The organism is Streptomyces sp. NPDC090108, assembly GCF_044747185.1.
Classification (GTDB): Bacteria; Actinomycetota; Actinomycetes; order Streptomycetales; family Streptomycetaceae; genus Streptomyces.
The window spans coordinates 286287-313244 of record NZ_JBIVDQ010000004.1 but is presented as its reverse complement, the minus strand read 5'-3'; the positions used below and the strand labels follow the sequence as shown (position 1 = coordinate 313244).

Genomic DNA, 26958 nt, shown 5'->3' with positions numbered 1-26958 from the left:
CGGTACGGCGGTGCGAGTGCGGTGCTCGTCGGTACGGGTGCGGTGCTCGGTGGTACGGGTGCCGTGCTCGGCGGTGCGGACCGTTCGCTCGGCGTACGGGCGACGCGGTCCGCCGTACCGGTGATGCGCCCGGCGGTGCCGTGCGGGCGCTCAGGGGCCGGCGAGGCTCCCGGCGGTGCGGGTGAGCCGGTCGGCGGAGTGGACGAGGTGCCCGGCGGTGCGGACGGAGCCCAGGGCGCCGAGCCGGGCGGGGGTGTTGCCGCCGGAGACGACGGCCACGGCACGTTCGCGGCGGCCGGCGCGCAGGGCTCCGGCGAGGGCGACGGCTCCGCTCGGTTCGGCGTCGATGCCGTACCGGCGCAGCGTCGCGGCGGCGGCCAGGATCTCGGCGTCGCCGACGGCGATCAGGTCGTCGACGCGGTCCCGGACGATCGGGTAGGGGACGACTCCCGGGTACTGGCCGCGCAGTCCGTCCGCCACGGTCGTGCTGGGCGGCAGGCGGACCGGGTGGCCGGCGGCCAGGGAGCGGGCGTAGCGCGGGGTGGTGGCGGGTTCGACGCCGACCACGCGCACCGGGTGGTGGGCGGCCGCGAGGCAGATCCCGGCGAGGAGGCCTCCGCCGCCGGTGGGGACGTAGACGGTCTCGGTGGCCGGGGCGTCGGCGAGGATCTCGGCGCCGACAGTGCCCTGCCCGGCGACCACCAGGGGGTGGTCGGAGGAGGGGACGAAGGCGGCGCCGGTCTCGGCCGCCAGGGCGCGGGCACGTTCCTCCCGCTCGGCCACCCCGCCTCCGACGCTCAGGGTCCGCGCGCCCAGCGCCCGGATGGCCGCGGCCTTCGCGGGGGCGGCGCCCGCCGCCAGCACCACGGTCAGCCGGATGCCGAGGGTGCGGGCGAGCCGGGCGAGGGCGATGCCGTGGTTGCCGGAGGAGCCGGTGACGACCCGCTCGGCGCCCAGGGCGAGGACGGCGTTGGCGGCGCCGCGCGTCTTGAACGAGCCGCCCGCCTGGAGGTGTTCGGCCTTCAGCAGCAGACTCGTGCCGTGCGCCGTGCGCGGTCCGGGCAGCAGGGGCGTGCGGACCACGTGGGGCGCGATGCGGGCCGCAGCGGCACGCAGGTCGGCGGGGCCGAGGGCCGACCCTGCGGCGCTCACGCGGGGCTCCCCGCGGCCAGCACGCGCCGGTCGGCCTTGCCGCTGCGGGTGGTGGGCAGGGCGTCGAGGCGTGCGAAGGTGCGGGGCATCAGGTGCGGGGGCAGGGAGCGGGCGAGGTGGCGGCGCAGGTCGCCGTCGGCGGTGCCGGCGAGGTCGCCGGTGACGTGGGCGACGAGGTGGACGCGTCCCCGGTCGTCGGTCCGGGGGGTCACCACGGCGCCGGTGACGTGCGGATGGGACAGCAGCGCGCCCTCGACCTCGGCGGGGTCGACGCGGTAGCCGCGGATCTTCACCTGCCGGTCGGTGCGGCCGACGTAGTGCAGGCCCTCCGGCCCCAACCGGCCGAGGTCGCCGGTGCGGTAGAGGCGGGCGCCGGGCGGCCCGCAGGGGTCGGGGACGAAGCACTCCGCCGTCCGGGCCGGCCGCCCGCCGTAGCCGCGGGCCACGCCGGTGCCGCCGATGTACACCTCGCCCACGGTTCCGTCGGGTACGGGGGCGAGGCCGGCGTCGAGGACGCGGATCACGGCTCCCGCGCGGGGCGTGCCCACCGGGTCCGCGGTCAGGCCGGGTTCGGCGGGCACCGCGTACCGGGTGGTCGTCATGGTGCACTCGGTCGGGCCGTACTGGTTGACCAGCGTGCCCGGGACGAGCGGGCGGCCGCCGGCCGCGAGGAAGGGCCGCAGCGACTCGCCGCTGCAGGCCACCAGGGAGACCCCGGCCAGCGGCTCGCCCAGTCCTGGCTGTCCGGCCAGGTGGGCGAGGAAGGACGGGGTGGTGCTCAGGAGCGCGGTGATCCGGTGCTCGCGGACGGTGCGGACGAAGTCCTCGGGGCGCAGCAGCGTGGCCCGGTCCACGATGACCAGCCGGGCTCCGGCCAGCAGGGGGACGAGGGTGTCGCGCAGGGAGGCGTCGTAGCCGAGGGGTGCCGTCTGGAGGACCACGGCGTCCGGGCCGAGTCCGAAGGCGCCGAGGGCGCGGGCGGTGTCGCGCAGATAGGCGTCGAGGCTGTGGTGTTCGACGAGGACGGGGCTGGGTTCGCCGGTGCTGCCGGAGGTGTGGCTGACGTAGGCGAGGGCGTGCGGCCGGACCGGGGCGGGCGGCGGCAGGGCGCCTGCGGCTACGGCGGCCGTAGCGGCTCCGTGGCCGCCGGTTCCTCCCGTATCTCCGGCGCCCGTGGCGGACGGCTGGTCGAGGAGGACCTCCGGCAGGCCGAGACCGAGGGCGGGGGCGAGCCGGGAGGTGGTCAGCAGCAGCGTGGCGCCGGCGCTGCGGGCGAAGGCGGCCAGGCGCTCGCGGGGCTGGGTGACGTCGAGGGCGACGAAGGCCGCTCCGCGGCGCAGGACCGCGGCGATCGCGGCCACGGCCTCGGCGCCGTGCTCGACGGCGACGGCGCAGACCGTCTCCGGCCCGGCGCCCCGGGTGTGCAGCACGCGGGCCAACTCGTCGATGCGCGAGGCGAGTCGGGCGTACGTCACGTCACCGGCCGGGGTGGTGAGCGCGACCCGGTGCGGGTGCCGGTCCGCGTGGGCGGCGATGTCGTCGGCGACCGTGCGCATCACGCCTCCCCCGCGGCCGGGCCGGTGGTGCCGTCGGCGGAGGCGGCGCCGCGCCGGCCGGAGTCCGTGCCGGAGCCGGCGCCCGAGCCGGCTCCGGAGTCCGCACCGGCCTCCGAACGGGAGCCCGTGCCGGAGTCCGCGCCCGTCACCGTCCGGTCCACGGCGACGAAGCGGAGCTCGGAGGTGTAGCGCCGGCCCTCGTCGTCGGTGAGCCACGCCTGTTCGGGGGTCGGCAGCATCTCGCTGACCTTCAGCCGCGCCCCGGGGTCCTTGCGGGCGAGCCGGCGGGCCGCCTTGGCGAGGATGGTGAGGTAGACCGGGCTGTCGAAGTCCACGTAGAACGGGCGGGGTTCGGTCGGGGAGACCACGAAGACGTACCGGGGCAGGTCGTTGCGGCGCTGCCAGTGCCGGGCGCGGACGAAGCGGGCGGCCTCCGTCTTCTCGTCGGCGAAATCCATGTCGGCGACGGGCAGTTGCCAGGTCTCGCGGGCCACGGTCACGCGGTCCACGGTGATGCGCGGGGTGTGCTCGCCCTCCGGACGCAGGGTGAAACGGTCCATGACGCGCTGGGTGAGGGTGTTGGCGTACGCGTCGAGGACGTCGTGGACCGTGCCGTCGGGCAGGACGACGACGAGCCGGCCGTCGCGGTCCTCGACGGTGACGTCCGCGCTCGCCACGGTGCGCGGGCGGTGCGGGTCGCCGGTCTGGTCGACCAGGGCCACGTAGTGGTCCTCGGGCCGGTCCAGGGAGGGGCGGCTGCGCGCGGACCACTTCAGCGGCAGCTCCTTGGGCAGCATCGGGAGCAGGCGGGGGCCGGGGAAGTCCCGGGTGGTCTCGGCGATCAGCTCGTCCCGGTCGGGGTGCTGGTGCACGAAGAGCGAGGCACCCATGGTGTTCAGCGCGCAGTGCATCTCGCCCAGGACCAGTTCCACGTCGCCGCGGGCCAGCGCCGCGTCGTCCTCGGCGACGACCAGGAGGTCGGGGCTGATGTAGCGGGCGAGCGACCAGCCGTCGCCGGGCTCGTCGAACTCCTCGCGCACCCGCTGGGCCAGTTCCGCGGTGGACAGCCGGACCCGTCGCACCCCCTCGGGCAGGTCCAGGATGCTCGCCCACTTGGCGCGCAGTTCGTCCTGCACGGCGTCGATGAGGGCGCCGGCCTCCGGGTGCGGGGAGGGCAGGGTGTGCAGCCACAGGCTCGCGAGGTCCACCGGTCCGCCGTTCGCGGCCAGCCGGTCGTACACGGTGCGCAGCCGGGCGCGGACGGCTTCGGCGAACCGGTTCGTCATCCAGCGGGCGGCGGTCAGGCACAGGTCGAGCGGTTCCAGGTGTTCGAGGAGTCCGGCGCCCGCGGTGGCGGTCGCCGCCCGGCGGGCGTCGGAGTACACGAGCCCGCGGCAGGGTGCGGTGCGCTCGCCCTTGGCGCGCTGGGCCTCGCTGTCGGTCAGCGTGGCGAACTCCGCCTCCAGGGAGGAGATCGCGGAGGTCAGCGCGGCGGCGTCGGTGCCGGCGGCGCGTACGGCGCCGCGGCCGCGTTCCAACACCGCCAGCTTCTCCAGGGCCCGTTCGCGGGCGGCCTCGTCGGGGACGCGTTCCAGGACGGCCCGCAGGGCGCGGTCGGGGTGGGTGGCCGCGGGGACGTCCAGGCGCCACTGCACCCAGCGACGGGTGACCAGTTCACCGACGGTGCGGGTCACCTCGTCCTCCGTGAGGCCCAGTTCGGCGGCGATCGCCGCCATGTGCCGGGTGCCGTCGCACCGTTCGAGCACGGCCTGCTCGCTCGCGCCGACCGGCCGCGCCGGGCGGCCCGGGACCCGTACCGTGCCGTCGGCGCACCGTACGAAGGACACCCGGCGCGGCGGGATCCAGCGCATCAGGGCGGGGTCCTCGGCCAGGACCTTCGCGAGGGCGTCGACCGCCCAGGCGGAGAAGTACACCTCGGACGCGGCGAGGAAGCCGTGTCCGGGGTCGAGGCGGACCGCCGCGGGCGCGCCGGGGTCCCAGCGGCCCCAGCCGACCGGGCCGAAGAAGCCGATGGTGTCGTTCTTCACGCAGAACCGCTGCCAGTAGTGCGCCACCAGCTCCTCACGCTGACGCGGCATGCTGCTGCGGCTGTCCGCGCTCGGCGTCCAGCGCAGGAACGGCGCGATGCCGGTGCGCAGCACGGCCGGGTTCTGCCAGGCCAGGGCCGCCTGGAAGCGGGGCTGGGCGGCGATCTCCTGGAGGTGGCGGGCGGTGTTCACGGCGGCCCGGGAGAGCTCCTCGGCGAAGGCCTGCCACTCGGCGCCGGCGAGCTCGGCCTCCGGGCCGAACTTGTCGGCGGCCTCGGCCAGTCCGGGCGGGGCGAGCCGTAGCACGCCGTCGGCGGGAAAACCGGGGCCGCGGAGCGCGAACTGCTCCCACAGCCGCCAGCCTCCGCCCGGCAGCAGGACAGGTGCGTGCTCGTCCGACATCGCGTGGCTCCTTCCGAAAGGGGGTGCACGGGGATCGCGTGGCCCGGCCGGTGCGGCGGGCGCCGCCGCCTGCCGGCCGGGGCGCCGGGTCCTCCGCGGCCGGTCAGCACCGTCCCGCGGCGGGGCCGTCCGCCACCAGAGAAGATCCGGCAGCAACACGCGCCACCGGCTCAGCGCGTTCGTCCCTGCCCCCGGGCGGGCGGACCCGGGCACGCTGACCCCGTCGGCCCCCCATCCGCGGCCGACTCGACACCTGCGGGAGGTTCACCGTGACGCACGACAAGCTGGTGACCGGGACGGACGGCGCGGAGGCCGGTCCCGGCGCCGAGGACCTGTACCTGGTGGTGCGCAACGACGAGGAGCAGTACTCGATCTGGCGGGCCGACCGGGAGGTGCCGGCGGGCTGGCACCCAGAGGGCACGCGGGCCGGCCGGCAGGAGTGCCTGGACCACATCGGCGTGATCTGGACGGACATGCGCCCGCTCAGCCTGCGCCGCCGGCCGGTCGGGGCTGATGTCTGAGCCCGGCCCGGGCCCGCTCCTGACCCGGCCGGCCCACGCCCCGCCGGACACCCCGCACCTGCTGTGCCCCGCCGTCCTGGACCTGGCCGGTCCGCGCGGCCCCGCGCCGGCACCGGGACCCCGCCCGCTGAAGGGGCCCCTGGAGCTGTATCTGGCGCGGGTCGGCGCCCCCGACGCGGAGACGCTGCGCCGCGCGCGGGAGTTGCTGGACGCGGAGGAACAGGCGCGGGCGCGGGCGTTCCGGCACACCCGGGACCGGGACGCGTACGTCGTCGCGCACGCGGCGCTGCGCAGTGTGCTCGGTGTGCTGCTGGGGGTCCCGGCGGACGCCCTGCCGCTGGTGCGCGAGCCGTGCGCGGGCTGCGGCGGTCCGCACGGGCGTCCCGCGCTGCGGACGGCGGGGGTGCACTTCTCCCTGTCGCACAGCGGGGACCTGGTGATGGTGGCGCTGGCGCCGGCTCCGGTCGGCGTGGACGTGGAGGGGCTGGCGACGGAACGGGCGGTGCTGGGCGCGCAGTCGGCGCTGCACGTGGCGGAGGCGCGGGAACTGGCGCTGGTGCCGGCGCACGAGCGGTCCGCAGCGTTCACCCGGACGTGGGTGAGGAAGGAGGCTTATCTGAAGGGGCTGGGCACGGGTCTGGTCCGCGATCCGGCGCTGGACTACGTGGGCACCGGACCGGCGCCCGCCGCTCCGGCACCGCGCTGGACCCTGCGGGACGTCCTCGTCCCGGCGGGGTACGCGGCGGCGGTGGCCCTGCACACGCCGTAGAGCACGGGCGCGCGAAGGCCCGGAGGGGGCCGGTGTCCGGACACCGGCCCCCTCCGGGCCTTCCGCATGCCGTACGGCGTCCGCCGCCCGCGCCGGGGCCTGCCGCGTCCCGTGCGGCGCCCGTCACCCCCAGGGGCCTACCGCGTCCCGTACGGCGTCCGCCGCCTCTGGGGGCCTGCCGCATCCCGTACGGGTCCGCCGCCCCTCGGGGCCTGCCGCATCCCGTACGGCGTCCGTCACCCCCAGGGGCTTACCGCGTCCCGTACGGCGTCCGCCGCCCCTAGGGGCCTGGCACCCCCCTAAGGGCCCGTCACCCCTTAGGGGGCCGAAACCCCTTAGGGGCCTGGCACCCCCTAGGGGCCAGCCGCCCGCCGTCGTCGCCCTGCCGCGTGCCGGGGTAACAGGAGACCCACTGGCCTCTCACGTCACAACAACCCGCTACGGCACAGGGGTTGAGGGCGTTACCATCGCGGCGTGACGGCTCCGGAACCCACCATTCTCGCCACGTCCGGGGGGCACCGCGTCGGCGGCCGCACCCGGCTGCTCTTCGACGCCCTGGTCCATCACGCGGTGGACCTGTCCGGGGTGCACGGCAGGCGCCCGCGGATCCTCTACGTCGGAACGGCCACCGGCGACGCCGAGATCGCCACGGCCAGGGTCTCCGAGGCGGCCCGGGTGGCGGGCTTCGACCTCACCCCGCTCCAGCTGTTCCCGATGCCGAACGTCGACGACGTCGAGGGCACCGTGCTGGGCCACGACGTGGTCTGGGTGATGGGCGGTTCGGTGGCCAACCTGCTCGCGGTGTGGCGGGTGCACGGGCTGGACGCCGTGATGCGCCGGGCCTGGCGGGCGGGGGTGGTCCTGGCCGGGATCAGCGCCGGTTCCCTGTGCTGGTTCGAGGGCGGTGCCACCGATTCCTTCGGCCCCGAGCTGCGCCCGGTGACCGACGGCCTCGGCCTGCTGCCGTACGGCAACGGGGTCCACTACGACTCCGACGCCGGCCGGCGCCCCCTGATCCACCGCCTGGTCGCGGACGGCACCCTGCCCACGAGCCACTGCTCCGACGACGGGGTGGGCCTGGTGTACCGGGGCACCGATCTGGTCGAGGCGGTCACGGAACTGCCCGGCAAGGGTGCCTACGTGGTGCGCCGGGAGGACGGGCGGGCCGTGGAGGAACGCCTGGAGCCGCGGCGGCTGCCGGCGCCCGGGTACTGATCCGGGCACGGGGCGCGTCCGTCGCGGCGGCGCGGGTTCAGATGAGGCCGTGGCGCACCGCGTGGGCCACCGCGTGGGCACGGTTGCGGGCGTTCAGACGGGACATGACCTCGTAGATCACGTTCTTGACGGTGTGCTCGGAGCAGGACAGCAGCCGGGCGATGTCGGCGTTGTGGTGTCCGTCGGCCATCAGCCTGAGGACGGAGGTCTGCCGGGCCGTCAGCGCGGGCCCCTCCTCGGCCGACGGCTCCCGGGGGTGCCGCGGGCCGCCGGTCAGCAGCCGGGAGAGCACCGGGTACGGGATGCTCTGGTGCGGGTGGCCGGCCCGGCGCACGGCGGCGGCCAGGGACTCCTCGCCGAGGTCCGCGGCCCTCAGGACGACGGCTCCGGCGCGTACGGCCAGCATCAGCCCCGTACGCGTGACGGTGTCGCACACGATCAGCAGCGGTCCGGCGTCCGGCGCACCGCCCGACGTCTCGTCCGGCGCACCGCCCGACGCCTCGTCCGGCGCACCGCCCCGCGTCTCGTCCGGCGTCCTGTGCGGCGCACAGCGGAGCGCCTGTTCGACGTCGTCGGCCACGACCACCGTGACGGCGCCCGGGTGGTGCGGGGCCGGGCCGGGACCGTCCGCGCCGTCCGCCCAGGCCAGTCCGGCGCGGTGGGCGAGGGAGCGGACGCGCTCGGCGTGGCGCGGGGCGAGGACCAGCAGCCCGAGCGCCGGGGGCGCGGCCGGGTCCGCCGGGGCGGTGGGGACTTCGGTCAGGGTGAGGGTCACAGGAGCCCCGCTCGCAGTGCGTAGGCGACGGCGTGGGCGCGGTTGCGCAGCCGGAACCGCTGGGTGATGTCGTGGACGACGCTGGTGACCGTGCGCGGCGAGTAGGCGAGACGCTGGGCGATCTCCGCGATCTCGTGCCCGTCCGCGACCAGCCGCAGCACGGAACGCTCGCGGTCGGACAGCGCGCTGTCCGCCCAGCCGCCGGTGCCGTGTCCTTCGGCGGCGGGCCGGTCGAGGACCTGTTCGAGCAGCTCGGGCGGCAGGGTGCAGTCGTCGCGTGCGGCGGCCAGCACCGCGTGGGCGAGCCGGGCGGCGTCCGCCTCGCGGCGCAGCAGCAGGCCGCGGGCGCCGGCCGCGAGGGCGTGCAGGGCGTCGCCCGGGGCGAGGGCGCCCGCCACGAGGACGACGGCGGGGCGGTTCGGCTGGGCGCGGGTCGTACGCACCATGTCGAGTTCGGCGGAACCGAGCCGGTCCACGGTGAGGACCGCGACACGCGCCTCGCCGTCCTCACACACGGTCAGCTCCGGGAAGCCGAGGAGGGTGCTGCGGATACCGGCCTCCAGCACGGGGTCGAGGGCGACCACACCGACGGGTACGGGTGCTCCCATCTGCTGCTCCTTGGAAGGTCGTCCGCCCTGTCGTACGGCGGGCTGTCTGGGCTACTGGACAGGACCTTGCCGTCGCGGCCCGGCCGGGGGCATCCGTAGTGGTCCCCCACCTTTCCCGGCCCGCGGTGTCAGGGGGGCGGTGCGGGTGTCCCCGGTGCCGGCGCGGGTGGGTCTGCGAGGGTGCGGGGCGGGCCGGGCGGGGCCGTCAGGGGCGGCCCGGGCGGGGGTCGGGGCGGGTACGGAGGGGCCCGGGGCGGGGTCTCCGGGGGCGGGGGCGGGCGCCATGGGGGTGGGGCGGGTGCGGGATGGGGGCGGGGGCGCCGGTGCGTGGGGGCCGGGAAGCGCGCGAGGGGCCGGGACATGGGGGCGCGGGCCGCCGGGGTGGGGTCCGGAGGGGCGGGAAGGGCGTGCGGGGACCGTACGACCGGCCGCACGGCGGGGCGGGAGCGACCTCGCGCGGCCATCCCCCGGCAGGGGGGTACGCAGCCGCTGAGCTGCGGTTTCATTCTGTGGGGCAGGGTCTCTCCCCCATGCCGTACGGGGTGGGGTGGGGGGCCGGGGAGAATATGGGGGCTGGTTCCCCATGTGGGGGGTGCGGGGGACCTGCGACCTTCATCTCGTGACTTCGACCGCCATCCTCCCGACTCCCCGGAGCGCCGGACTGCCGACCGCCTGGTGGGCCCCGGCGCTGTCCCTCGCGGAACGGCTCGCCGCCCCGGACCTGCCCGCGGCGCCGGCCCGGACCGCCGCCGGCCCCGTTCCGTGGGCGGTCGGCGACGTGGAGGGTTTCGCCGCCCGGCTCGCCCACCTGGGGGTGGACGCGGACACCGCGGCGGCTCTCGCCGCGGAGCCCGCCGAACGGCTGGCGGCCAGGACCGTACGTCCCGGATGGGCCGCGTACGTCGAACAGGCCCTGGAGGCGCAGGACTTCGCCGGAAACGGCGGGACCGCCGACGCCGTCCGCCTCGCGGGTGCCGCCGAAGCGGGCGGGGACCACGGGGCCGAGACCGCGGGGCCGGACGCGTTCGCCCCGGTCGTGGGTCCGCTCGTCGCGCCGGCCGTCGTACGGCTGGACGGCGCGCTGGCCGGGCTGCCGGTGGCCGAACAGGCCGTGTGGCGGGCCGCGTTGGCGGAGCGGCTGACGCGGCAGCTGACCGGGCAGGCCGCGCGGACCCTGGTGTGCGAGCTGGACTCCGCCCGGCGGGCCGGGCGGCTCACCGGCGCCGGACCGCGCGAACGGTTCGCCTCGTTCGTCGCCACGACGGGCACCCGGCAGGGTCTCGCCCGACTCTTCACCTCCTACCCGGTACTGGCCCGGATGCTGGGGCAGACCGCCCTGGACGCCGCCGACGCCGCGGCCGAGCTCGTCACGCGGCTGCGGTCGGACCGGGACGCGCTGACGGCCGGACTCCTCGGCGGACGCGACCCCGGCCCGCTGGTCCGGGCCGACCTCGGCCTCGGGGACGCCCACCAGGGCAACCGGTCGGTCGCGGTCCTGCACTTCGCGCACGGCGACCGGCTGGTCTACAAGCCGCGCCCGCTGGAGCAGCACGCGCTCCTGGACGACCTGACGGGCTGGCTCGACGCCAAGGTCCCCGGGCTGCGGCTGCGCACCGCGCGGACCCTGCGCCGCGACGGTTACGGCTGGCTGGAGTTCGTGGCACACCGCTGGTGCCGCTCGGTGGGCGAGACCGACGCCTTCTACCGGCGTCAGGGCGCCCTGCTGGCGCTGCTGTACGCGGTGGACGGCGCGGACATGCACTACGAGAACGTCATCGCCTGCGGCGACCAGCCGGTGCTGGTGGACGCCGAGACGCTGCTGCACACCGGGCTCCCCCAGGCCATGACCGCCGGCACCGACCCGGCGGCCGACGCCCTCCAGGCCTCGGTGCACCGCACCTGCCTGCTGCCCCATCTGCTCATCGGCGAGCACGGCGCGCTGGACATCTCGGCGCTCGGCCGCTCCACCGACGGCACCTACCCGAGCGAGGGGCTGCGCTGGGAGGACAGCGGCACCGACACCATGCGGGCCGTCCGCGGCCCGGTCGTCAGCCCGGCCGCGCAGAACCACCCGCTGCCCGGCGGCAGTCCTCTGGACGGCGCCGACCACCGCGCCGCCCTGCTGGAGGGTTTCCGCACCGCCTACGCGGCCATCGCCACGCACGGCGATGAACTCCGCGCGGACGACGGGCCGCTGGCGGCGCAGGCCGGCAACCCGGCCCGGCTGATCGCCCGTTCGACCCGGCTGTACTCCACCCTGCTGGAGGAGTCCGCCCATCCGTCCCTGCTCGGCGACGCGCTGGCCAGGGAGAGCGTGTTCGCGGTGCTGTGGACCGAGTCCGAGGACGACGCGGTGCGCAGCCGGATCGTCGAGCACGAGATCGCCGACCTGTGGCGCGGAGACGTGCCCCTCTTCGTCCATCGGCCGTCCGGCACGGGGGTCCGGGCGGCCGATGGGACCTGGCTGCCGGGCCTGCTGCCGGTCGCCGCGCTGACCGCGGTCCGGGAGAAGATCGCCCGGATGGACGAGGTCGGCTGCCACGACCAGGAGTGGATCGTCTCCGCCACGCTCGCCGCCCGCGGCGCCTGCGCCCCGGGGGACCGTCCCCGGTCCGAGCTGGCGGTGGCCCCGGTCCCCGCGGTCGTCCCCGAGCCCTCCCGGCTGCTCGCCGCGGCCTGCGGGATCGCCGACGAGATCGCCGCCCGGGCGGTGCGCTCCGGGGGCCGGACCAACTGGCTGGGCATCGAGCGGGTCTCCGGACCGCACTGGGCGGTGCTGCCCATGGGGGCCGGCCTCGCGCAGGGCTACTGCGGGGTCGCGCTGTTCCTGGCGCACCTCGACGCGCTGACCGGGTCGGGCCGGTACGCCGGCCTCGCCCGTGAGGCCGTACAGCCGCTGCCCGCGCTGCTGAAGGCGCTGGCCGCGGACCCCGAGCTGAGCGCGGCGGCGGGTCCCGGGGCGTACGACGGGCTCGGGGGCATCGTCCACGCCCTGGTGCGGCTGTCCGCGCTGCTGGACGAGGACCTGCTCGCCTGTGTGCCGGACGCGCTCACCGCACTCGGCCACGCCGTGGCCGCCTGCCCCGACCCGGGGCTGGCCGGCGGGGCGGCCGGGGCACTGGCCGCCGCCGTCGCGGTGCACGAGGCGACCGGGTCACCGGAGGCGCTGCGGCTGGCGGACACCGTCGCGGACCGCCTCACCGCCGCCGTGACCGGCCGGGCGGACGGCGCGAGGACCGACGCGTCCCTGGACACCACGGGTACCGGCACCTCGTCGCACACCGGCACGGAGGGCCCGGACCTCGCGGGGACGGCGGGCACGGGGACGGCTCCCGGATTCGCCGACGGGGCCGCCGGCATCGGCTGGGCGCTGCTGCGGTACGCGGCCCTCGCGCCGGAGCGCGCCACCGCGCACACCGAGGCCGCCCACGCGCTGCTGCGCGGTGCGCTCCGGGACGCGGCCGCGACGCCGTCCGACCTGTCCTGGTCCTCCGGGCTCGCCGGGATCGCGGCCGCGGCCGCCCGGCTGCCCGAGGGCGCGGCCATGGCCGCGGAGCGGCTGGCGGACGCCGATGTGTGCCCCGACCTGAGCCTCGGGCACGGCGCCCTCGGCACGCTGGAGGCGCTGGCCGTGCTCGCCGAACAGGGCGACCGGGCACCGGCCGCGAAGCTGACCCACCGGGCCGGCCAGGCGCTCGCCCTGGTCGAGGCGCAGGCCCACCGCTGCGCCACCCCGCACCACGTGCCCTCCCCCGGACTGCTGACCGGACTCTCCGGCATCGGCTACGGCCTGCTCCGCCTGGCCCGCCCCGACGCCGTGCCGTCCCTCACCCTGCTGGGGCATCCCGCCCCCTGACCGGCCCGCCGGCCGCACCGGCCGCACCGGCCGACCCACGGACCGCACCACCACCGCACCGACCGCACCACCACCGGACTTCTCGACCACGCGCCACCGATGAACCGCTCGACCGCACCACGGCCTTGCTCCACCTCCGCCCCGTGCTCGCCGCACGGGACCCAAGAAGGGGACCACCGTCATGGACAAGCACCTCGCCACCGCCGACGTGACCGCCACCACCGACGCCGCCGTCACCGACACCGCGGCCGCCGCTCAGGACGCGGCGGGCGGCATCACGCTCAAGGGCCGCAACCGCGCCTGCGCCCGGGCCCGGGTGCTGGCGGGCATGGTGCTGACCAGCGGCCTCGTGATCACGCTCAGCACGATCGACACCTCGGTGTCCGCCCCTCGGTGACACCTCGGCGACAGGACGACCTCGTGGTGGCGCGGGCCCGCTCGGCGGGACCCGCGCCGCCGCGTTCCCCCGGGCGGCGCCGGTGTCCACGTCAGCAGCCCCGCGCCCGCCGGACGGGCACGGCCCGGGGCCCCCGGCGTGCCGGGTTCGCCGGACATGCCCTCCCGTTCGCCGATAAGCCGTCACGTTCCGCGGAAAGCAGCCGAGTCGGCGGGAAAAGCGGTGCCTGTTCTGTCACCTGCCGCAGTTCCCGATATTCCGATTATCATCTGCGTTCATGCGTTCCCATGCGCCTTCCCTGGTCGGACGGGACTCCCAACTGGACGTCCTGGAGCGGGCCTTGTCCGACGCCCGGCAGGGGCGCGGCGGTGTCGTCTTCCTGGTCGGTGAGGCCGGGGTGGGCAAGTCACGGCTCGCGGCGGAGGCCGTGGGCGGCGCGCTGGGCGCCGGCATGCGCGTCCTGCGGGGCCGCAGCAGCACCACCGGTCCGGCCGTGCCGTTCCGGCCGCTGACCGAGGCCCTGATGTCCCTGTTCCGCAGCGGCGAGCCCCTCGACGACCTGGTCCTCGGCCCCTACCGCCCGGTCCTCGGACGGCTGATCCCCGACTGGGACACCGGCGAGCGCGAGAGCAGCTCCATGGTGATCCTGGGCGAGGCGGTGCTGCGCCTGCTCATCGCCGCCGCCCGCGGCCAGGGCCAGCTCCTGCTGCTGGAGGACCTGGACGACGCCGACCCCGAGACGCTCGGCGTCCTCGAGTACCTGATCGACAACCTGGAGTACACGCCGGTCCTGCTGCTGGCCACCGTGCGCACCGACTTCAGCGACGCGCTCGACCTCGCCCAGTCCGCCCGCCGGCGCGGCGCCGCCACCCTGCTCGAACTGCCACCGCTGACGCGCCCCCAGGTCCACGGCATGATCGCCGCCCAGCTCGGCGCCGGCTCCCCCGAGGAGGTGCCCGCGGAGGTCCTGCTGCGGCTGTGGGAGGACAGCGCCGGCAGCCCCTATCTGGTCGAGGAGCTGCTCCAGTCCATGATCGGGGCCGGCACCCTGGTGCAGGGCCCGGAGGGCTGGCGCGCGGTCGGCGACCTGCGCAGCGACGTCTCCTCCACGCTGGCCCGCGGCATCCTGCGCCGCATCGACCGCCTCGGCACCCAGGGCCTGACCCTGCTGTCGGCCGCCGCCGTCCTCGGCAAACGCTTCCCGCTGACCGTGCTCCAGCGCATGACCGGCATCGACGACCGGGCGCTGCTCAGCCATCTGCACGCCGGCGTGGCCGCCCGCCTCGTCCTGCCCGACGAGCCCGCGCCCGACTGGTACTCCTTCCGGCACTCCCTCACCGTCGAGGCGCTGTTCACGCAGATGACGCCCGGCCAGCGGGCCGACCTGGCCCGCCGGGGCGCGACGGCCGTCGAGGAGCTGCATCCCGAACTCACCGGTGACTGGTGCGCGCTGGCCGCCGGGCTGCGCCGCGAGGCCGGGGACCACGCGGAGGCCGGACGGCTGTTCGCCGAGGCGGGCGGCCGGGCGCTGGCGGCGGGCGCGCTGGGCTCGGCGGTGACGCTGCTCAGCCGGGCCGAGGACCTGCTCGCGTCCGGCAGCGACCCGGCGGCCCGGGCCGAGGTGCTCGAACATCTGCTGCCCGCGCTGGCCGAGTCGGGGGACTTCGCCCGCGCCCTGGACCTGGCCGAGCACCTGCACGCGCTGGACGGTTCGGAACTGGGCCCGGCCAGGCTCGCGACCCTGCACACCCGGCTGGCCAAGGTCGCCCACACGGCGGGCCGCTGGTCCGACGGCAACCGGCAGATCGTGCGCGCCCGTGAGGTGCTCGCGGCCGCGCCGGACGAGGCCGTCGCCGCGGCGGTCGACGTCACCGCGGCCTATCTGGCGCTGGACACCCCCGGCTCCGACCGCACCCAGCACGCCGAGAAGCTGGCCCGCTCGGCCGCCGACACCGCCGAGCGGTACGGGCTGCCCGTGGTCGCCTGCCAGGCCCAGGAACTGCTGGCCACGGTGGCCCGGGAGCGGGACCCGGAGGAGTCCGCGGCGATGCTGGAGCAGGCGCTCGCCACGGCCGAACGGCACCGGCTGCCCCTGCAGCGCATGTACGCGGCCACCCGCATGGGCGGCAACGCGTGGCTCGCCGAGGGCGACACCACCGGTCTCCTCGCGGCGCGGGAGGAGGCGCTGCGGCTCGGCTCGGTCAGCATCGTGCACACCGTGGACGGCATCCTCGTCCTCGACGCGGTGCTGCGCGGGGACTACGACGGCGCCCGGACCGCGGCCGGCGAGTGCCTGGCCGTCGTCCGCAGGCTGCGGCTCGCCCCCGCCGTGCGGTACGTGCTGATGTCCCAGGCCACGCTGGCGGCGCACCTCGGTGACCGTACGGCGATGGAGGCGGCGCTGGCGGCGTTCGCGGAGTGGGACGGGGCCGGCGCGCAGGAGGAGCCGCTGGGCTTCGGTCTGGCGCGCGCGTTCTGCGCGCTGCTGGAGGAGGACCGGGACCTGGCGCGGGCCGAACTGGGGGCGGTGCTGGCGCTGGAGGAGGACAACCCCTCCACCTACCACCTCAGCGGCACCCACGGCCTGGTGCTGCTGCTGGACGTGCTGGCCGGGACCGCGGACCGCGTCCGGCACGAGGAGATCACCGCGACGGCCGTCGCGCGGATGCGCTGGAACCGCCAGTTCGTACTGCTCGCCGACGCCGTCCTGCTCGGCCGGGAGGGCGCGGGTCCTCGCGCGGCCGGCCAGGTGGAGGCGGCCCTCGCGGTGGCGGAGCCGTATCCGATGGCCATGCACCTCGGGCTGCGGCTGGTCGCCGACGCGGCGCACCAGGACGGCTGGGGCGACCCGGTGGCCTGGCTGCGGCGGGCGGAGCACTACTTCCACGAGCGGGACACCGCGGCCGTCGCCAACGCCTGCCGGGCCGGGCTGCGCCGGCTCGGCGCGCCCGTGCACCAGCACCGCAGCGGCACCAGCGGCATCCCCGAGGAACTGCGCGCGCAGGGGGTCACGGTCCGGGAGTTCGAGGTGTTCCAGCTGCTCGCGGAGCGGCTCGGCAACAAGGACATCGCCGACCGCCTGTTCATCTCGCCCCGCACGGCCGAGAAGCACATCGCGAGCCTGATGACCAAGACGGGGGCGGCCAACCGCGCCGACCTGTGCGCGAGGTCGGCCGCCCTGCGAGCGCTCTGAACGGTGTCCCCCGGCGCGCCCCGGGTGCCGGACGTCAGCGCATCTCGCGGACCGCGCGAGAGGCGAGCACCGCCACCGCGGTCACGGCGAGGACGGCGGCCACCGTGGCGAACAGCGCGAACGTGCTCGTGCGGGCGAGGGCGCCGCACACCACGAGGGACAGCGGGGCGGCGGCGTAGCCGAGGACCATGTCGACGGAGACGACCCGGCTGAGCACGTCCGAGGGGATGTTGCGCTGGATCCAGCTGAGCCCGAACACGCCCTGGAAGCCGATGGCGAAGCCCATCGCGAGCACGGTCGCCACCACCGCCGGGGTGCTGTGGACCAGTCCCAGTACGGCCATTCCGGCGCCGAGCCAGCCCGCGAGACCGGCCACCATCAGGCCCACCCGGGGCCGGCCGCCGAGCGCGCCGCCGGCGAGGGTGCCGAGCATCGCGCCGCCCGCGAGGGAGCCGTTGAGGACGCCCAGGGTGGCCGAACCGCCGCGCAGCACCTGGTCGGCGAGGGTGGCGAAGCCGACGGTGAAGGGCCCGGCATAACAGAAGTTGACGGCGGTGTCGAGGGCGACGACGGTCCGCAGCCGGGGGTCGCGCCAGGTGAAGGCCACCCCTTCGCGGATGCGCGCGCCGAGCGACTTGGGGACCTCGGCGACGGCGCCGGCGCCGGTCTCGTCGGCGGCCGGGGCGGCGGGCTTCGGGGCGCGGGGCCGGGTCCGCACGCCGAGGACGCACCAGCCGCACAGGGCGAAGCAGACGGCGTCGACGAGGAAGGCGACCGGGGCGCGGGTGACCGCGATGACCAGGCCGCCGACGGCCGGGCCGAGGACCGCGGCGGTCCGGGTGCCCGCGCCGAGCAGGGCGTTGGCCGGGGTGAGCAGGGTCTCGTCCACCACCGAGGGCAGGATCGACATGCGGGCGGGCTGGAAGAAGGCGTCCACGGCGCCGAAGGCCGCGGCCGCCGCGCACAGCATCCACACCGTCAGATGCCCGGTGAGGCCGCCGATCCCGACCGCCGCCATGAGTCCGGCCCGGGTCCAGCTGGAGGCGATCATCAGGGTGCGGGTGGACCAGGAGTCGCTGAGGGTGCCGCCCACCAGCGTGAGCAGGGCCCGGGGCACCGCCTGGAAGGCGAGGACGTAGCCGAGGGTGAGGGTGGAGCCGGTCAGGCCGAGGGTGATCCAGGAGAACGCGACGACGCTGAAGCCGTCGCCGAGCAGGGACAGCGACTGTCCGAGCCACAGCAGCCGGAAGGGGCGGTGGCGGGCGGGTGCCCACAGCCGGGGTCCGGCGCCGGCGAGGGTGGTGGCCATGGTGGAGCCTTTCGGGTTCGGTGCCGCGCGGCGCCCGGGGTTCGGCCGGGCGCCGCGCGGCGTGGGGTCGCCGGTCAGTAGCGGACGGGCAGGGCGGTCAGGGCGCGGTTGAGCAGGGAGGGCTGCCAGGTGAGTCCGGCGGGGTCGTCCAGGGCGAGGCCGGGGTGGTCGCGGACCAGGGTGTCCACGGCGGCCACGGCCACCAGCCGGGCGAGGGCGGCGCCGATGCAGAAGTGGGCGCCGAAGCCGAAGCCGAGGTGGGTGGCGCCGGTGCGGTGGAGGTCGAAGCGGCCGGGGTCGGGGAAGCGGGCGGGGTCGCGGTTGGCGGCGGCGGTCACCAGGAAGATCCGGTCGCCGGCGCGCAGGGTGTGGCCGTCGAGTTCCAGGTCGCGGGCGGCGGTGCGGATGGACATCTTCGACGGCCCGTCCAGGCGCAGCGTCTCCTCGACGGCCGCCCGCACCAGCTCGGGGTCCTCGCGGACGGCGTCCAGCAGGCCTTCCCGGTGCAGGGCGAGGACGGTGTTGGCGATGAGGTTGCTGGTGGTCTCGCCGCCGGCGAACGCCATCTGGGTGAGCATCCCGACGAACTCCGTCTCGGTGACCGAGTCCCCCACCCGGCCCTCCCGCAGCACCTGGCTGATCAGGTCGTCGGCGGGTTCGGCCCGGCGCCTGGCCACGAGGTCGGCGAGGTAGTCCTCCAGGCTCACCAGGGCCTGGAGGGAGGCCCGGTACTCGCTCTCCTCCTGCGCGGTGCCGAGGACGAGGTCGGCGACGCGGGCGTTCCAGTACCAGAAGGAGGGGGCGTCGGTGCGGGGGATGCCGAGCCAGCGGGCGAAGACCAGCGCGGGCAGCGGCTTGGCGACGTCGGCGAGCAGGTCGCCGGCGCGGCCGGGGGCGGCCCGGCGGGCGAGGACGGCCTTGGTGGCCTTGCCGGTGAAGGTCCGGTAGCGGTTGACGGCCCGGGCGGCGAAGGACTCCTGGAAGACCTGGCGCAGCCTGCGGTGCTGGGGCGGGTCGTTGAAGACCATCCAGCGCGACAGGATCGCGAAGGCCCGCTCGGCGTCCTCGCGGGCGCCCTGCGGTACGGCGTCCATCAGCGGCCGGACCCGGTCGGCGGAGACCGCGGGGTCGCGCAGGCACCGCATGACCTGGTCGTATCCCGTGACGAGCCAGGCGTGGTGCAGGGGACTCCAGTGCACCGGCGCGTGCTCGCGCAGCGCGTCCAGGTGACCGTAGGGGTCGGCGACCATGTCCGGCGACAGCAGATACCGCTCGGCGAAGGCCGGGACGGAGCCGGGGCCGCCCGACGGGTTGGCGGTGCCGGTGCCGGTGCCGGGGGCAGTAGCGGCTCGGGCGATGCCGGGAGCGGCGGGGGCGGATGCGGATGCGGATGCCGCCGGGCAGGTGCCGGAGGACACGGGAGCCGCACCCGCCGGGGTGACGGCGGGGGCCGCGGGGGCAGGGGCGGATGCCACCGGGCAGGTGCCGGAGGGCGCGGGAGCCGTACCCGCCGGGGCGACGGCGGGGGCCGCGGGGGCGGTGGTTGCCGGGGCGGTGGGGGTCCCGGGGGCCGCCGGGCAGGTGCCGGGGGGCGCGGGGGCGATCGTGGGGGCGATCGTGGGGGCGGTCATCGTGCGGTCTCCGTCCCGATGCCGGCGACCAGTTCGGCGATGCCGGCCACCCGCGGCTCGGCCATCATCGACATGTGGTCGCCGTCGCTGATGTGCAGGGTCAGGCCGCCCTCGGCGACCTCGCGCCAGCGTTCGACGTAGGTCTCGTAGTCCACGTCGAGTCCGGGCATGGTCCGTCCGCGCGGCAGTCCGGCGGCCTCGCTGCCCACCACCAGGTGGACGTGGCCGGGGTAGGGGCGGACCTCGTAGCCGGCGAGCGCGGCGAGCAGCGAGTGCCACACCTCGATGGGCGCGCCCTCGACGAGCGCGGCCTCGGCGGGGCTCATCCCGGCGCCGAGCAGGGCGGCGGTGAGTTCGGCGGTGAGCCGGTCGCGGTGCGCGGAGGGCGGCAGTTCCCGCAGCCGGTCGCGCATCCGCAGGGCCTCGCGCAGGTCCTGGGTGACGCCGTTCAGCCGGGCGCGGGCGGCGGGGTTGGGCAGGTACGGCTCGATGAGGACGAGCGGCGAGACGCGGTGGCCCGCGCGGTGCAGCTGGGTGGCCATCTCCAGCGCGATGTTGGCGCCCATGGACCAGCCGAGCAGCGCGTGCGGTCCCGCGTCGCCCCGGTCGGTCATCTCGGCGACGTAGTTGGCGGCGATGCCGGTCACCGTGGAGGGGTCCACCCCGCCGAGCAGACCGCGCGCCTGGAAGGCGTGCACGGGCCGGCCCTGCGGGAGCGCGCGGGCCAACGGCACGAACCAGGCGGCGCTGCCGCCGGTGGGGTGCACGCACCACAGCGGTTCGCCCTCCCCCTCGCGCAGCCGGACCTCGGAGGTGACGGCCGCGGGCACCCCGCCGGCGGCGGCGCGGGTGGCGTGCTCGGCGAGCCGGGCGATCGTGGGGTGCTCGATCAGGTCGCCGACGGACACGGTCAGTCCGCGGGCGGCGGCCATCAGGGAGACCCGGACGGTGGACAGGGAGCTGCCGCCGATGCGGAAGAAGTCGTCGTGGACGCCGATGCGGGCGAGGCCCAGGACCTCGCGCCACACCTCGGCGAGCACCTTCTCGGCCGGTGTGGCCGGGGCGGCGTACGTGGTGTCGTCGCGGTCGGACTCGGCCGGGGGCAGCGGCAGGGCCCGCTTGTCGATCTTGCCGCTGCGGTTGACGGGCAGTTCGTCGAGGACGACGAACCGGGCGGGCACCATGTAGGGCGGCAGGAACGCGCGCAGGGCGCGGCGCAGTTCCTCCGCGGCCGGCCGGCCGGGCCCGTGGACGACGAGGTAGGCGACGAGGGCCGGTTCGCCGGGCAGGTCGGTGCGGTGCAGGACGACCGCCTGGCGCACCTCGGGCAGCTTGCGCAGCGCGTGCTCGATCTCGCCGAGTTCGATGCGGAAGCCGCGCAGCTTGACCTGGCTGTCGCGGCGGCCGAGCCACACCACCGAGCCGTCGGGCCGGTGGGTGCCGAGGTCGCCGGTGCGGCACAGGCGGTCGCCGGGGGCGCCGTAGGGGTCGGGGACGTAGGTGGCGGCGGTCAGCGCGGGGCGGCCCAGGTAGCCGCGGCCCACGGCGTCGCCGCCGAGGTGGATCTCGCCGGGCACCCCGGCGGGGACGGGCTGGAGGTCCTCGTCCAGGACGTGGACGCGGGTGTTGCGCATCGGGGTGCCGATGGGCGGGCGCCCCTGGCCGGGCCGGAGTTCGGCGGCGAGGGACCACACGGAGGTCTCGGTGAGGCCGTAGACGTTGTGGAAGCGGCGGCCGCGGGCCCAGACGTCGGCGAGTTCGGCCGGGCAGGCCTCGCCGGCGACCTGGAGCACGCGCAGTCCGGGGAATTCGTCCTCGCCGAGGACCGCGAGGGCGCTGGGCGGCAGCATGGCGCAGGTGACACGGGCCTCGCGCAGGGTGCGGGCCAGGTCGGGACCGGGGCGCAGCGCCTCCTTCGACGCGGTGACCAGGCGGCCGCCGTTGGCGAGGGACCAGGTGAGTTCCAGGATCGAGGCGTCGAAGCCGAAGGAGGCGAACTGCAGCACGCGGTCCTGGGCGGTGGGGCGGACCAGGTCCCGCTGGCCCTCCAGCATGTTGGACAGGCCGCGGTGCGGGATGGCGACGCCCTTGGGGCGGCCGGTGGAGCCGGAGGTGTAGATGATGTAGGCGAGGGTGTCGGCACAGGGGCGCGCGACGGCGTACGGCGTGCCGGCGGCCGCGTCCGTCCCGGCCGGCGTGCGGGTGGCGTCGGACGCGCGGGCCATGCGCTGCGTGCGGGCGCCGTCCGGCGTGCGGGCCACACCCTGCGTGCGCTCGGATTCCGGCGTGCGGGCCACGCTCTGCGTGCGCGCGGCTTCCGGAGCGGATCCGGTGTCCGCGGCGGCGGCCGTGTCGTCGTCCAGGAGCAGGACCGGTCCGTCGAAGGGCACGGTCCCGGCGAGCGCCCGCTGGGTGAGCAGGACACGCATGCCGCTGTCCTCGGCCATGAACGCCAGCCGGTCGGTGGGGTGTTGCGGGTCGAGCGGGAGGAAGGCGCCGCCCGAGCGCAGCACGCCGACGGCGGCGCGCACGAGGTCGGGGCCACGGTCCGCGCAGATGCCGACCACCGTCTCGGGGCCCACCCCGAGCCCGTTCAGCCGGGCCGCCAACGCCTCGGCCCCGGACTGGAGTTCCGCGTAGGTGACTTGGTCGTCGCCGTGCTCGACGGCGACCGCGTCCGGGGTGCGGGCGGCGTGCGCGGCGATGTGCTCGTGGAACAGCAGCGGGGAGGCGGGGGTCAGCGGGCCCCGGCCCCAGACCTCCAGGGCGGTGGTGCGGGCGGCGCCGGTGAGCGCGGGACGCCGCACCGGCGCGTGCGGGTCGGCGGTCATGGCCTCCAGCTGGGCGCACAGCACGTCGGCCAGCTGTTCCGCGGTGGCGGGGGCGACGAACTCCGGGTCGGCGTCGAGGGTGAAGGCGTTGACGCTCGCGTTCACCAGCAGCGGGAACATGGTCCGGGCGATCTCCAGGGAGTCGTCCCAGGACTCGTGCGAGAGCCGGTGGAAGTTGACGTAGTTGAAGACGGCGTCGGTCAGGCTCGGTTCGGTGGGCCGCAGCCGGGCGATGTGGACGAGCGGGACCCTGCGGTGCGGCAGCATCTCCTGCTCGGCCGCGAACACGTCGCGCAGATAGGCGAGCCAGCTGCCGCGCGGCCGGGTGACCCCGAACGGGACGGTGTTGAGGAAGAGTCCGCGCATCCGGTCCGCGTCGGGCAGTTCGGGCCGGCCGTTGGTGACCAGTCCGATGCCGTGGCCGAGCGCGCTGTCGTCGGCCTGCGCGAACAGCCCCATGGTGTGGTGGAACGCCGTGAGCAGCACGGTACGGCGGGGCACTCCGGCCTCCTTGGCCAGCCTGCCGATGCGCTCGGCGAGGTGGGCGTAGGAGCGCCGTACCTCGTGCACGGGCGGCTGTCCGGCGTCCGCCGCGGCCGGCGGCCCGTCCGGGAGGCGGTCCAGGCGCACCGGCCGCAGGTCGGCCAGGCGTCCGCGCCAGTACTCCCGTGACTCCTCGCTGCCGGTCGCGGCCCGCTCCAGGGCGACGTACTCGGCGAAGGCGGGGGCGCTCGGCGGCCGGGGCGCGGTGCGGTGGGCGACCGCCTCGCGGTGCAGGGCGAGCAGATCGGCGACGAGGGAGGTGAGGCTCCAGCCGTCCAGCACGACGTGGCAGTCGGTGAGGACGAGCCGCAGCTCGTGGTCGGTGACGTGGTGCAGGTGGATGCGGACCAGGGGGGCGGCGGCGAGGTCGAAGCGGCGCGCGAACTCCTCGTCCACGAACCGGCCGAGCCGGGCCCGCTGTTCCTCGCGGGGCAGTCCGCGCAGGTCGGTGTAGCCGACGGGGAGGCGGGCGCCGCGGTGGACGAGCTGGAGGGGCTCGCGGTAGGAGACGAGGTCGACGGAGGTGCGCAGGATGGGCTGCCCGGCGACGACCGCGTCCACCGCCGCCTGGAAGGCCTCGCGGTCGAAGCCCTCGGGCACGCTGATCTTGAGGTCGGTGACGTTGTGATAGGCGCCGCGCCGGGGGTCGGCGAGCATCTCGTGCAGCATGCCGGCCTGCAGCATGGTCAGCGGGTAGGCGTCGGCGAGCCCGTCGGGCAGGCGGTCCCGGTCCGCCGGGTCGAGCTGGGAGAACGGGGCGACGGGGGCGGGCGCGTCCACGGCCTCGGTGGCGAGGGCGGCCAGGTCGGCGAGGGTGCGGGCGCGGAAGACGTCGGCCACGGTGAGGCCGAGCCCGGCCTGCCGGGCGAGGCCCACCAGGCGCAGGGCGAGGATGGAGTCGCCGCCCAGGTCGAAGAAGTTGTCGGTGCGGCCCACGTGTTCGGCGGCCAGCACCTGGGTCCACACACCGGCCAGGGCCTCCTCCCGCGGCCCCTCGGGCGGCACATGGGCGCCGTGTCCGGCGGAGGCGGGGGCGACGGCGGTCAGCGCGGCGCGGTCCACCTTGCCGTTGGCGGTGAGCGGCAGCCGCTCGTGGCGGACGAACAGGGCCGGGACCATGTAGTCGGGCAGCGTCAGACGCAGTCCCTCGCGCAGCGCGGGCGGGTCCAGCGGGCGGCCCTCGGGGGTGACCACGTGGGCGACGAGGCGGGCCGCCGCGTCCTCGCCGCGGCGGGCGACGACGGCCACGTCCGCGACGCCGGGCAGGGTGCGCAGCGCGGTCTCGATCTCGCCCGGCTCGATGCGGTAGCCGCGGATCTTCACCTGGTGGTCGGCGCGTCCGACGTACCCCAACTGGCCGTCGGGGAGCACCCGTACGAGGTCACCGGTGCGGTACATGCGGGCGCCGTTCCCGGCGAACGGGTCGTCGAGGAAGCGTTCGGCGGTCAGTTCGGGGCGGTTGCGGTAGCCGCGGGCCACGCCGCCGCCGGAGACGTACAGTTCGCCGACGCCGCCGTGCGGCACCAGCCGGCCCCGGGCGTCGAGGACGTAGCCGTGCTGGCCGGAGAGCGGGCGGCCGACGGGCGAGCGGACCGCTCCGCTCACGTCGGCCTCGGTGATCGTGCGGAGGGTGACGTGCACGGTGGTCTCGGTGATGCCGTACATGTTGACCAGGGCGGGGCGGGGGCCCGGGGCGGCGAACCAGTCGCGGTAGTCGCGGACGTCGAAGGCGTCGCCGCCGAAGACGACGGTGCGCAGGGCCAGGTCGCCGAAGCCGGCTGCCGCGTCGGCGAGATGGGCGCGCAGGCCCTTGAAGGCGGCGGGCGTCTGGTTGAGGACGGTGACCCCTTCCTCGCGCAGCACGCGGTGCACGGCCGCCGGGTCGCGCACCTCGTCGGCGCCGAGCACGACGACGCGTCCGCCGGAGGCGAGCGGCGCCCACAGCTCCCACACGGAGAAGTCGAACGCCGGCGAGTGCATCAGCGTCCACACGTCGTCCGGGCCGAAGCCGAAGTGCCGGTCGGCGGCGCCGAGCAGCCAGGCGAGGTTGCCGTGGGTGACCTCCACGCCCTTGGGGCGGCCGGTGGAGCCGGAGGTGTAGATGACGTAGGCGAGGTCGTCGGAGGCCGGCCGGTGGTCCTCGGCCGCCTCGGCCGTGGCGTCCGTCCGGGGGTGCTCGGTGTCGGCGGCGGGGTCGAGCGGGACCTGCCGCACGGGCAGGCCGTCCACCGCGGCGCGGGTGGCCGTGTCGGTGACGACGCACTCGATGCCGGAGTCGGTGACGGTGAACTCGCGCCGCGCCCGCGGGTGGGTGGGGTCGAGCGGGAGGTAGGCGGCACCGGCGCGCCAGACGGCGAGCAGGGCGACGGCCAGGTGGGGCGTGCGGTCCACGCAGACGCCGACGAGGGAGCCGGGGGTGACACCGTGGGCGCGCAGCCGGACGGCCAGTTCACGGGCGCGGGCGTCCAGTTCGGCGTAGGTGAGGGTCTCACCCGAGCCGGTGACGGCCACCGCGTCCGGGGTGCGGGCGATGTGCCCGGCGACCCGGTCGGGGGCGGTGCGCGGGGCCGGGCCGGACAGCGGGACGGTGTTCGCCGGGCCGTCGGGGCCGAGCAGGTGGGCGCGTTCGGCGGGGGTGAGCGGGTCGATGGAGCCGAGCGGGGTGGCCGGGTCGGTGTGGAAGGCCTCCAGCAGGGCGACCGTGTGGCGGGCGAGGGCGGAGACCGTCGTCTCCTCGAACAGGTCGGGCCGGTAGACGAAGACGAGGTCGGTGCGGCCGGCGCCGTCGCGCAGGTCGAGGGTGAGGTCGAACTTGGCGGTGGTGAGGTCGACCGGGTACGGCGTGCCGTCGGCCGTGCCGAGGGCGAAGGCCGCGGGTGAGACGTCGGTGTGCGTGAACAGGACCTGGGCGAGCGGGTTGCGGGCGAGGTCGCGCTCCGGGTGGAGGGCGTCGACGACCCGCTCGAACGGCAGCGACTGGTGGGAGAAGGCCTCCAGTACGCGTTCGCGGGTGCGCTCCAGCAGTGCCGCCGGGGTCGGGTCGTCGGACAGGTCGCCGCGCAGCACCAGGGTGTTGACGAAGAAGCCGACCAGTTGTTCCGTCTCGGCGCGCTCCCGGTTGGCGACCACGGTCGCGACGGCGATGTCGTCCTGCCCGCTGTGGAAGGCGAGCGCGGCCTGGAAGGCGGCCAGGACGGTCATGTACGGGGTGGCGCCGAGGCTCCGGCCCAGCGCGGCGAGCCCGTCGGTGAGCGCGGACGGCAGGGTGACGGTGAGGGCGGCGCCCCGGCCGCCCGGCGCGTCGGGGCGGGGGTGGTCGGTGGGCAGGTCCAGCGGGGTGAGGCCGGCCAGCCGGGAACGCCAGTGGTCCAGGGCCGCCGACTGGTCCGAGGCCCGCTGCCAGATGGCGTAGTCGGTGTAGTCCACGGGGAGTCCGGGCAGCGACGCGCTGCGGCCCTCGGTCCTGGCGCGGTACAGCTCGCCCAGGTCGCGGGTGATCAGGCCGAGGGACCAGCCGTCGGAGACGATGTGGTGCATGGCCAGGACCAGGACGTGGTCGTCGTCGGCGGCGCGGACGAGGGTGGCGCGGAAGGCGGGCTCGCGGGCGAGGTCGAAGGGGCGCAGCGCGGCGGCCTGGACGGCGGCCGTGAGGGCCCGCTCGCGGTTCCCTCGGTCGCCCGCGGCCACGGCCGGTCCGGCGGCCTCCACCACGTCGAGGACCGCGCTGTCGGTGGACAGCACGCGCTGGTACGGGACCCCTTCGTGCTCGGGGAAGACCACGCGCAACTGCTCGTGGCGGGCGGCCAGTTCGGTCACCGCCGACCGCAGGGCCGGGACGTCCAGGGGGCCGGTGAACCGCCAGGCGGCGGGGAGCAGATAGGTGGCCGCTCCGGGGTCCAGCCGGTCCAGGAAGTACAGGCGCTGCTGGGCGGCGGACAGCGGGATCCGGTCCGGCAGGGGCCGGACCCGGACCGGGCCGTCGTCCCGGGCGGCCGCCCGGCCGCTCAGCCTCTGCTCCAGCAGACGCCGGGCCGCCGGTGACAGGCCGCCGCCCGGGGCGAGGGGGCCGGGACGCACGTCCGAGGTGGTCATGAGGGCACTCCGTTCTCACAGGAATGAAGCAGAAGTCGGAAGGGGCGGCGGTTCGCTGCC

General features: G+C 76.4%; 14 protein-coding genes. 6 read left to right on the top strand and 8 right to left on the bottom strand.

Annotated features, from left to right (window positions below; translation table 11 throughout):
- Positions 1 to 150: 150 nt before the first annotated feature.
- From ACIPRD_RS16355 to ACIPRD_RS16345, 3 genes are read right to left on the bottom strand one after another with little or no spacing between them, the layout of a single operon-like run.
- Entirely contained in the window at positions 151 to 1152 is a 1002-nt protein-coding gene (locus ACIPRD_RS16355; RefSeq protein ID WP_401563550.1) for a threonine/serine dehydratase, read from the bottom strand.
- The gene (locus ACIPRD_RS16350) at positions 1149 to 2708 is read right to left on the bottom strand and encodes an amino acid adenylation domain-containing protein (RefSeq protein WP_401563547.1); all 1560 of its coding nucleotides are present in this window, start codon (positions 2706 to 2708) and stop codon (positions 1149 to 1151) included. The genes ACIPRD_RS16355 and ACIPRD_RS16350 overlap by 4 nt, the downstream gene beginning before the upstream one ends.
- A complete protein-coding gene (locus tag ACIPRD_RS16345) occupies positions 2708 to 5158 on the bottom strand; it encodes a lantibiotic dehydratase (protein ID WP_401563544.1) in 2451 nt (816 codons plus the stop codon). The genes ACIPRD_RS16350 and ACIPRD_RS16345 overlap by 1 nt, the downstream gene beginning before the upstream one ends.
- 269 nt (positions 5159 to 5427) lie before the next feature.
- Here ACIPRD_RS16345 and ACIPRD_RS16340 point away from each other — a divergent pair, with 269 nt between their 5' ends.
- The 3 genes from ACIPRD_RS16340 to ACIPRD_RS16330 all read left to right on the top strand — a co-directional run bounded on the left by ACIPRD_RS16340 (position 5428) and on the right by ACIPRD_RS16330 (position 7663).
- The gene (locus tag ACIPRD_RS16340) at positions 5428 to 5679 is read left to right on the top strand and encodes an MbtH family NRPS accessory protein (RefSeq protein WP_356405931.1); all 252 of its coding nucleotides are present in this window, start codon (positions 5428 to 5430) and stop codon (positions 5677 to 5679) included.
- The gene (locus ACIPRD_RS16335) at positions 5672 to 6448 is read left to right on the top strand and encodes a 4'-phosphopantetheinyl transferase family protein (protein WP_401563541.1); all 777 of its coding nucleotides are present in this window, start codon (positions 5672 to 5674) and stop codon (positions 6446 to 6448) included. Before ACIPRD_RS16340 ends, ACIPRD_RS16335 begins: the two co-directional genes overlap by 8 nt.
- Positions 6449 to 6922: 474 nt before the next feature.
- Positions 6923 to 7663 carry a Type 1 glutamine amidotransferase-like domain-containing protein gene (locus ACIPRD_RS16330; RefSeq protein WP_401563538.1) on the top strand — a complete coding sequence of 247 codons (741 nt, stop codon included), beginning with the start codon at positions 6923 to 6925 and terminating at the stop codon, positions 7661 to 7663.
- 37 nt (positions 7664 to 7700) lie between these two features.
- Here ACIPRD_RS16330 and ACIPRD_RS16325 read toward each other — a convergent pair whose 3' ends face one another.
- Both ACIPRD_RS16325 and ACIPRD_RS16320 read right to left on the bottom strand, forming a co-directional pair.
- The gene (locus ACIPRD_RS16325; RefSeq protein WP_401563535.1) at positions 7701 to 8438 is read right to left on the bottom strand and encodes a LuxR C-terminal-related transcriptional regulator; all 738 of its coding nucleotides are present in this window, start codon (positions 8436 to 8438) and stop codon (positions 7701 to 7703) included.
- Complete coding sequence (locus ACIPRD_RS16320; RefSeq protein ID WP_401563532.1) at positions 8435 to 9046, bottom strand: LuxR C-terminal-related transcriptional regulator; 612 nt, start codon at positions 9044 to 9046, stop codon at positions 8435 to 8437. The genes ACIPRD_RS16325 and ACIPRD_RS16320 overlap by 4 nt, the downstream gene beginning before the upstream one ends.
- Positions 9047 to 9665: 619 nt before the next feature.
- Here ACIPRD_RS16320 and ACIPRD_RS16315 point away from each other — a divergent pair.
- The 3 genes from ACIPRD_RS16315 (at position 9666) to ACIPRD_RS16305 (ending at position 16492) form a co-directional block, all read left to right on the top strand.
- Positions 9666 to 12902, top strand: coding sequence for a type 2 lanthipeptide synthetase LanM family protein (locus ACIPRD_RS16315; RefSeq protein ID WP_401563529.1), 3237 nt, complete (start codon positions 9666 to 9668; stop codon positions 12900 to 12902).
- Positions 12903 to 13083: 181 nt separating this feature from the next.
- Positions 13084 to 13299 carry a hypothetical protein gene (locus tag ACIPRD_RS16310; protein WP_401563526.1) on the top strand — a complete coding sequence of 72 codons (216 nt, stop codon included), beginning with the start codon at positions 13084 to 13086 and terminating at the stop codon, positions 13297 to 13299.
- 277 nt (positions 13300 to 13576) lie between these two features.
- Positions 13577 to 16492 (top strand): AAA family ATPase, encoded by a 2916-nt coding sequence (locus tag ACIPRD_RS16305; RefSeq protein ID WP_401563523.1) that lies wholly within the window; start codon positions 13577 to 13579, stop codon positions 16490 to 16492.
- A 34-nt stretch (positions 16493 to 16526) separates the two neighbouring features.
- Here ACIPRD_RS16305 and ACIPRD_RS16300 read toward each other — a convergent pair whose 3' ends face one another.
- The 3 genes from ACIPRD_RS16300 to ACIPRD_RS16290 all read right to left on the bottom strand — a co-directional run bounded on the left by ACIPRD_RS16300 (position 16527) and on the right by ACIPRD_RS16290 (position 26898).
- Positions 16527 to 17801, bottom strand: a complete 1275-nt coding sequence (locus ACIPRD_RS16300) for an MFS transporter (protein WP_401563521.1) — start codon at positions 17799 to 17801, stop codon at positions 16527 to 16529.
- A gap of 74 nt (positions 17802 to 17875) precedes the next feature.
- Positions 17876 to 19432 carry a cytochrome P450 gene (locus tag ACIPRD_RS16295; protein WP_401563518.1) on the bottom strand — a complete coding sequence of 519 codons (1557 nt, stop codon included), beginning with the start codon at positions 19430 to 19432 and terminating at the stop codon, positions 17876 to 17878.
- Entirely contained in the window at positions 19429 to 26898 is a 7470-nt protein-coding gene (locus ACIPRD_RS16290; protein WP_401563516.1) for an amino acid adenylation domain-containing protein, read from the bottom strand. The genes ACIPRD_RS16295 and ACIPRD_RS16290 overlap by 4 nt, the downstream gene beginning before the upstream one ends.
- Positions 26899 to 26958: the final 60 nt, after the last annotated feature.

Bases quoted from the DNA above. Each gene is read 5' to 3' on its own strand.
- ACIPRD_RS16300 (WP_401563521.1), bottom strand. From the start codon at position 17,801: ATGGCCACCACCCTCGCCGGCGCCGGACCCCGGCTGTGGGCACCCGCC.
- ACIPRD_RS16350 (WP_401563547.1), bottom strand. From the start codon at position 2,708: ATGCGCACGGTCGCCGACGACATCGCCGCCCACGCGGACCGGCACCCG.
- ACIPRD_RS16305 (WP_401563523.1), top strand. From the start codon at position 13,577: ATGCGTTCCCATGCGCCTTCCCTGGTCGGACGGGACTCCCAACTGGAC.
- ACIPRD_RS16295 (WP_401563518.1), bottom strand. From the start codon at position 19,432: ATGACCGCCCCCACGATCGCCCCCACGATCGCCCCCGCGCCCCCCGGC.
- ACIPRD_RS16310 (WP_401563526.1), top strand. From the start codon at position 13,084: ATGGACAAGCACCTCGCCACCGCCGACGTGACCGCCACCACCGACGCC.
- ACIPRD_RS16345 (WP_401563544.1), bottom strand. From the start codon at position 5,158: ATGTCGGACGAGCACGCACCTGTCCTGCTGCCGGGCGGAGGCTGGCGG.
- ACIPRD_RS16320 (WP_401563532.1), bottom strand. From the start codon at position 9,046: ATGGGAGCACCCGTACCCGTCGGTGTGGTCGCCCTCGACCCCGTGCTG.
- ACIPRD_RS16335 (WP_401563541.1), top strand. From the start codon at position 5,672: ATGTCTGAGCCCGGCCCGGGCCCGCTCCTGACCCGGCCGGCCCACGCC.
- ACIPRD_RS16290 (WP_401563516.1), bottom strand. From the start codon at position 26,898: ATGACCACCTCGGACGTGCGTCCCGGCCCCCTCGCCCCGGGCGGCGGC.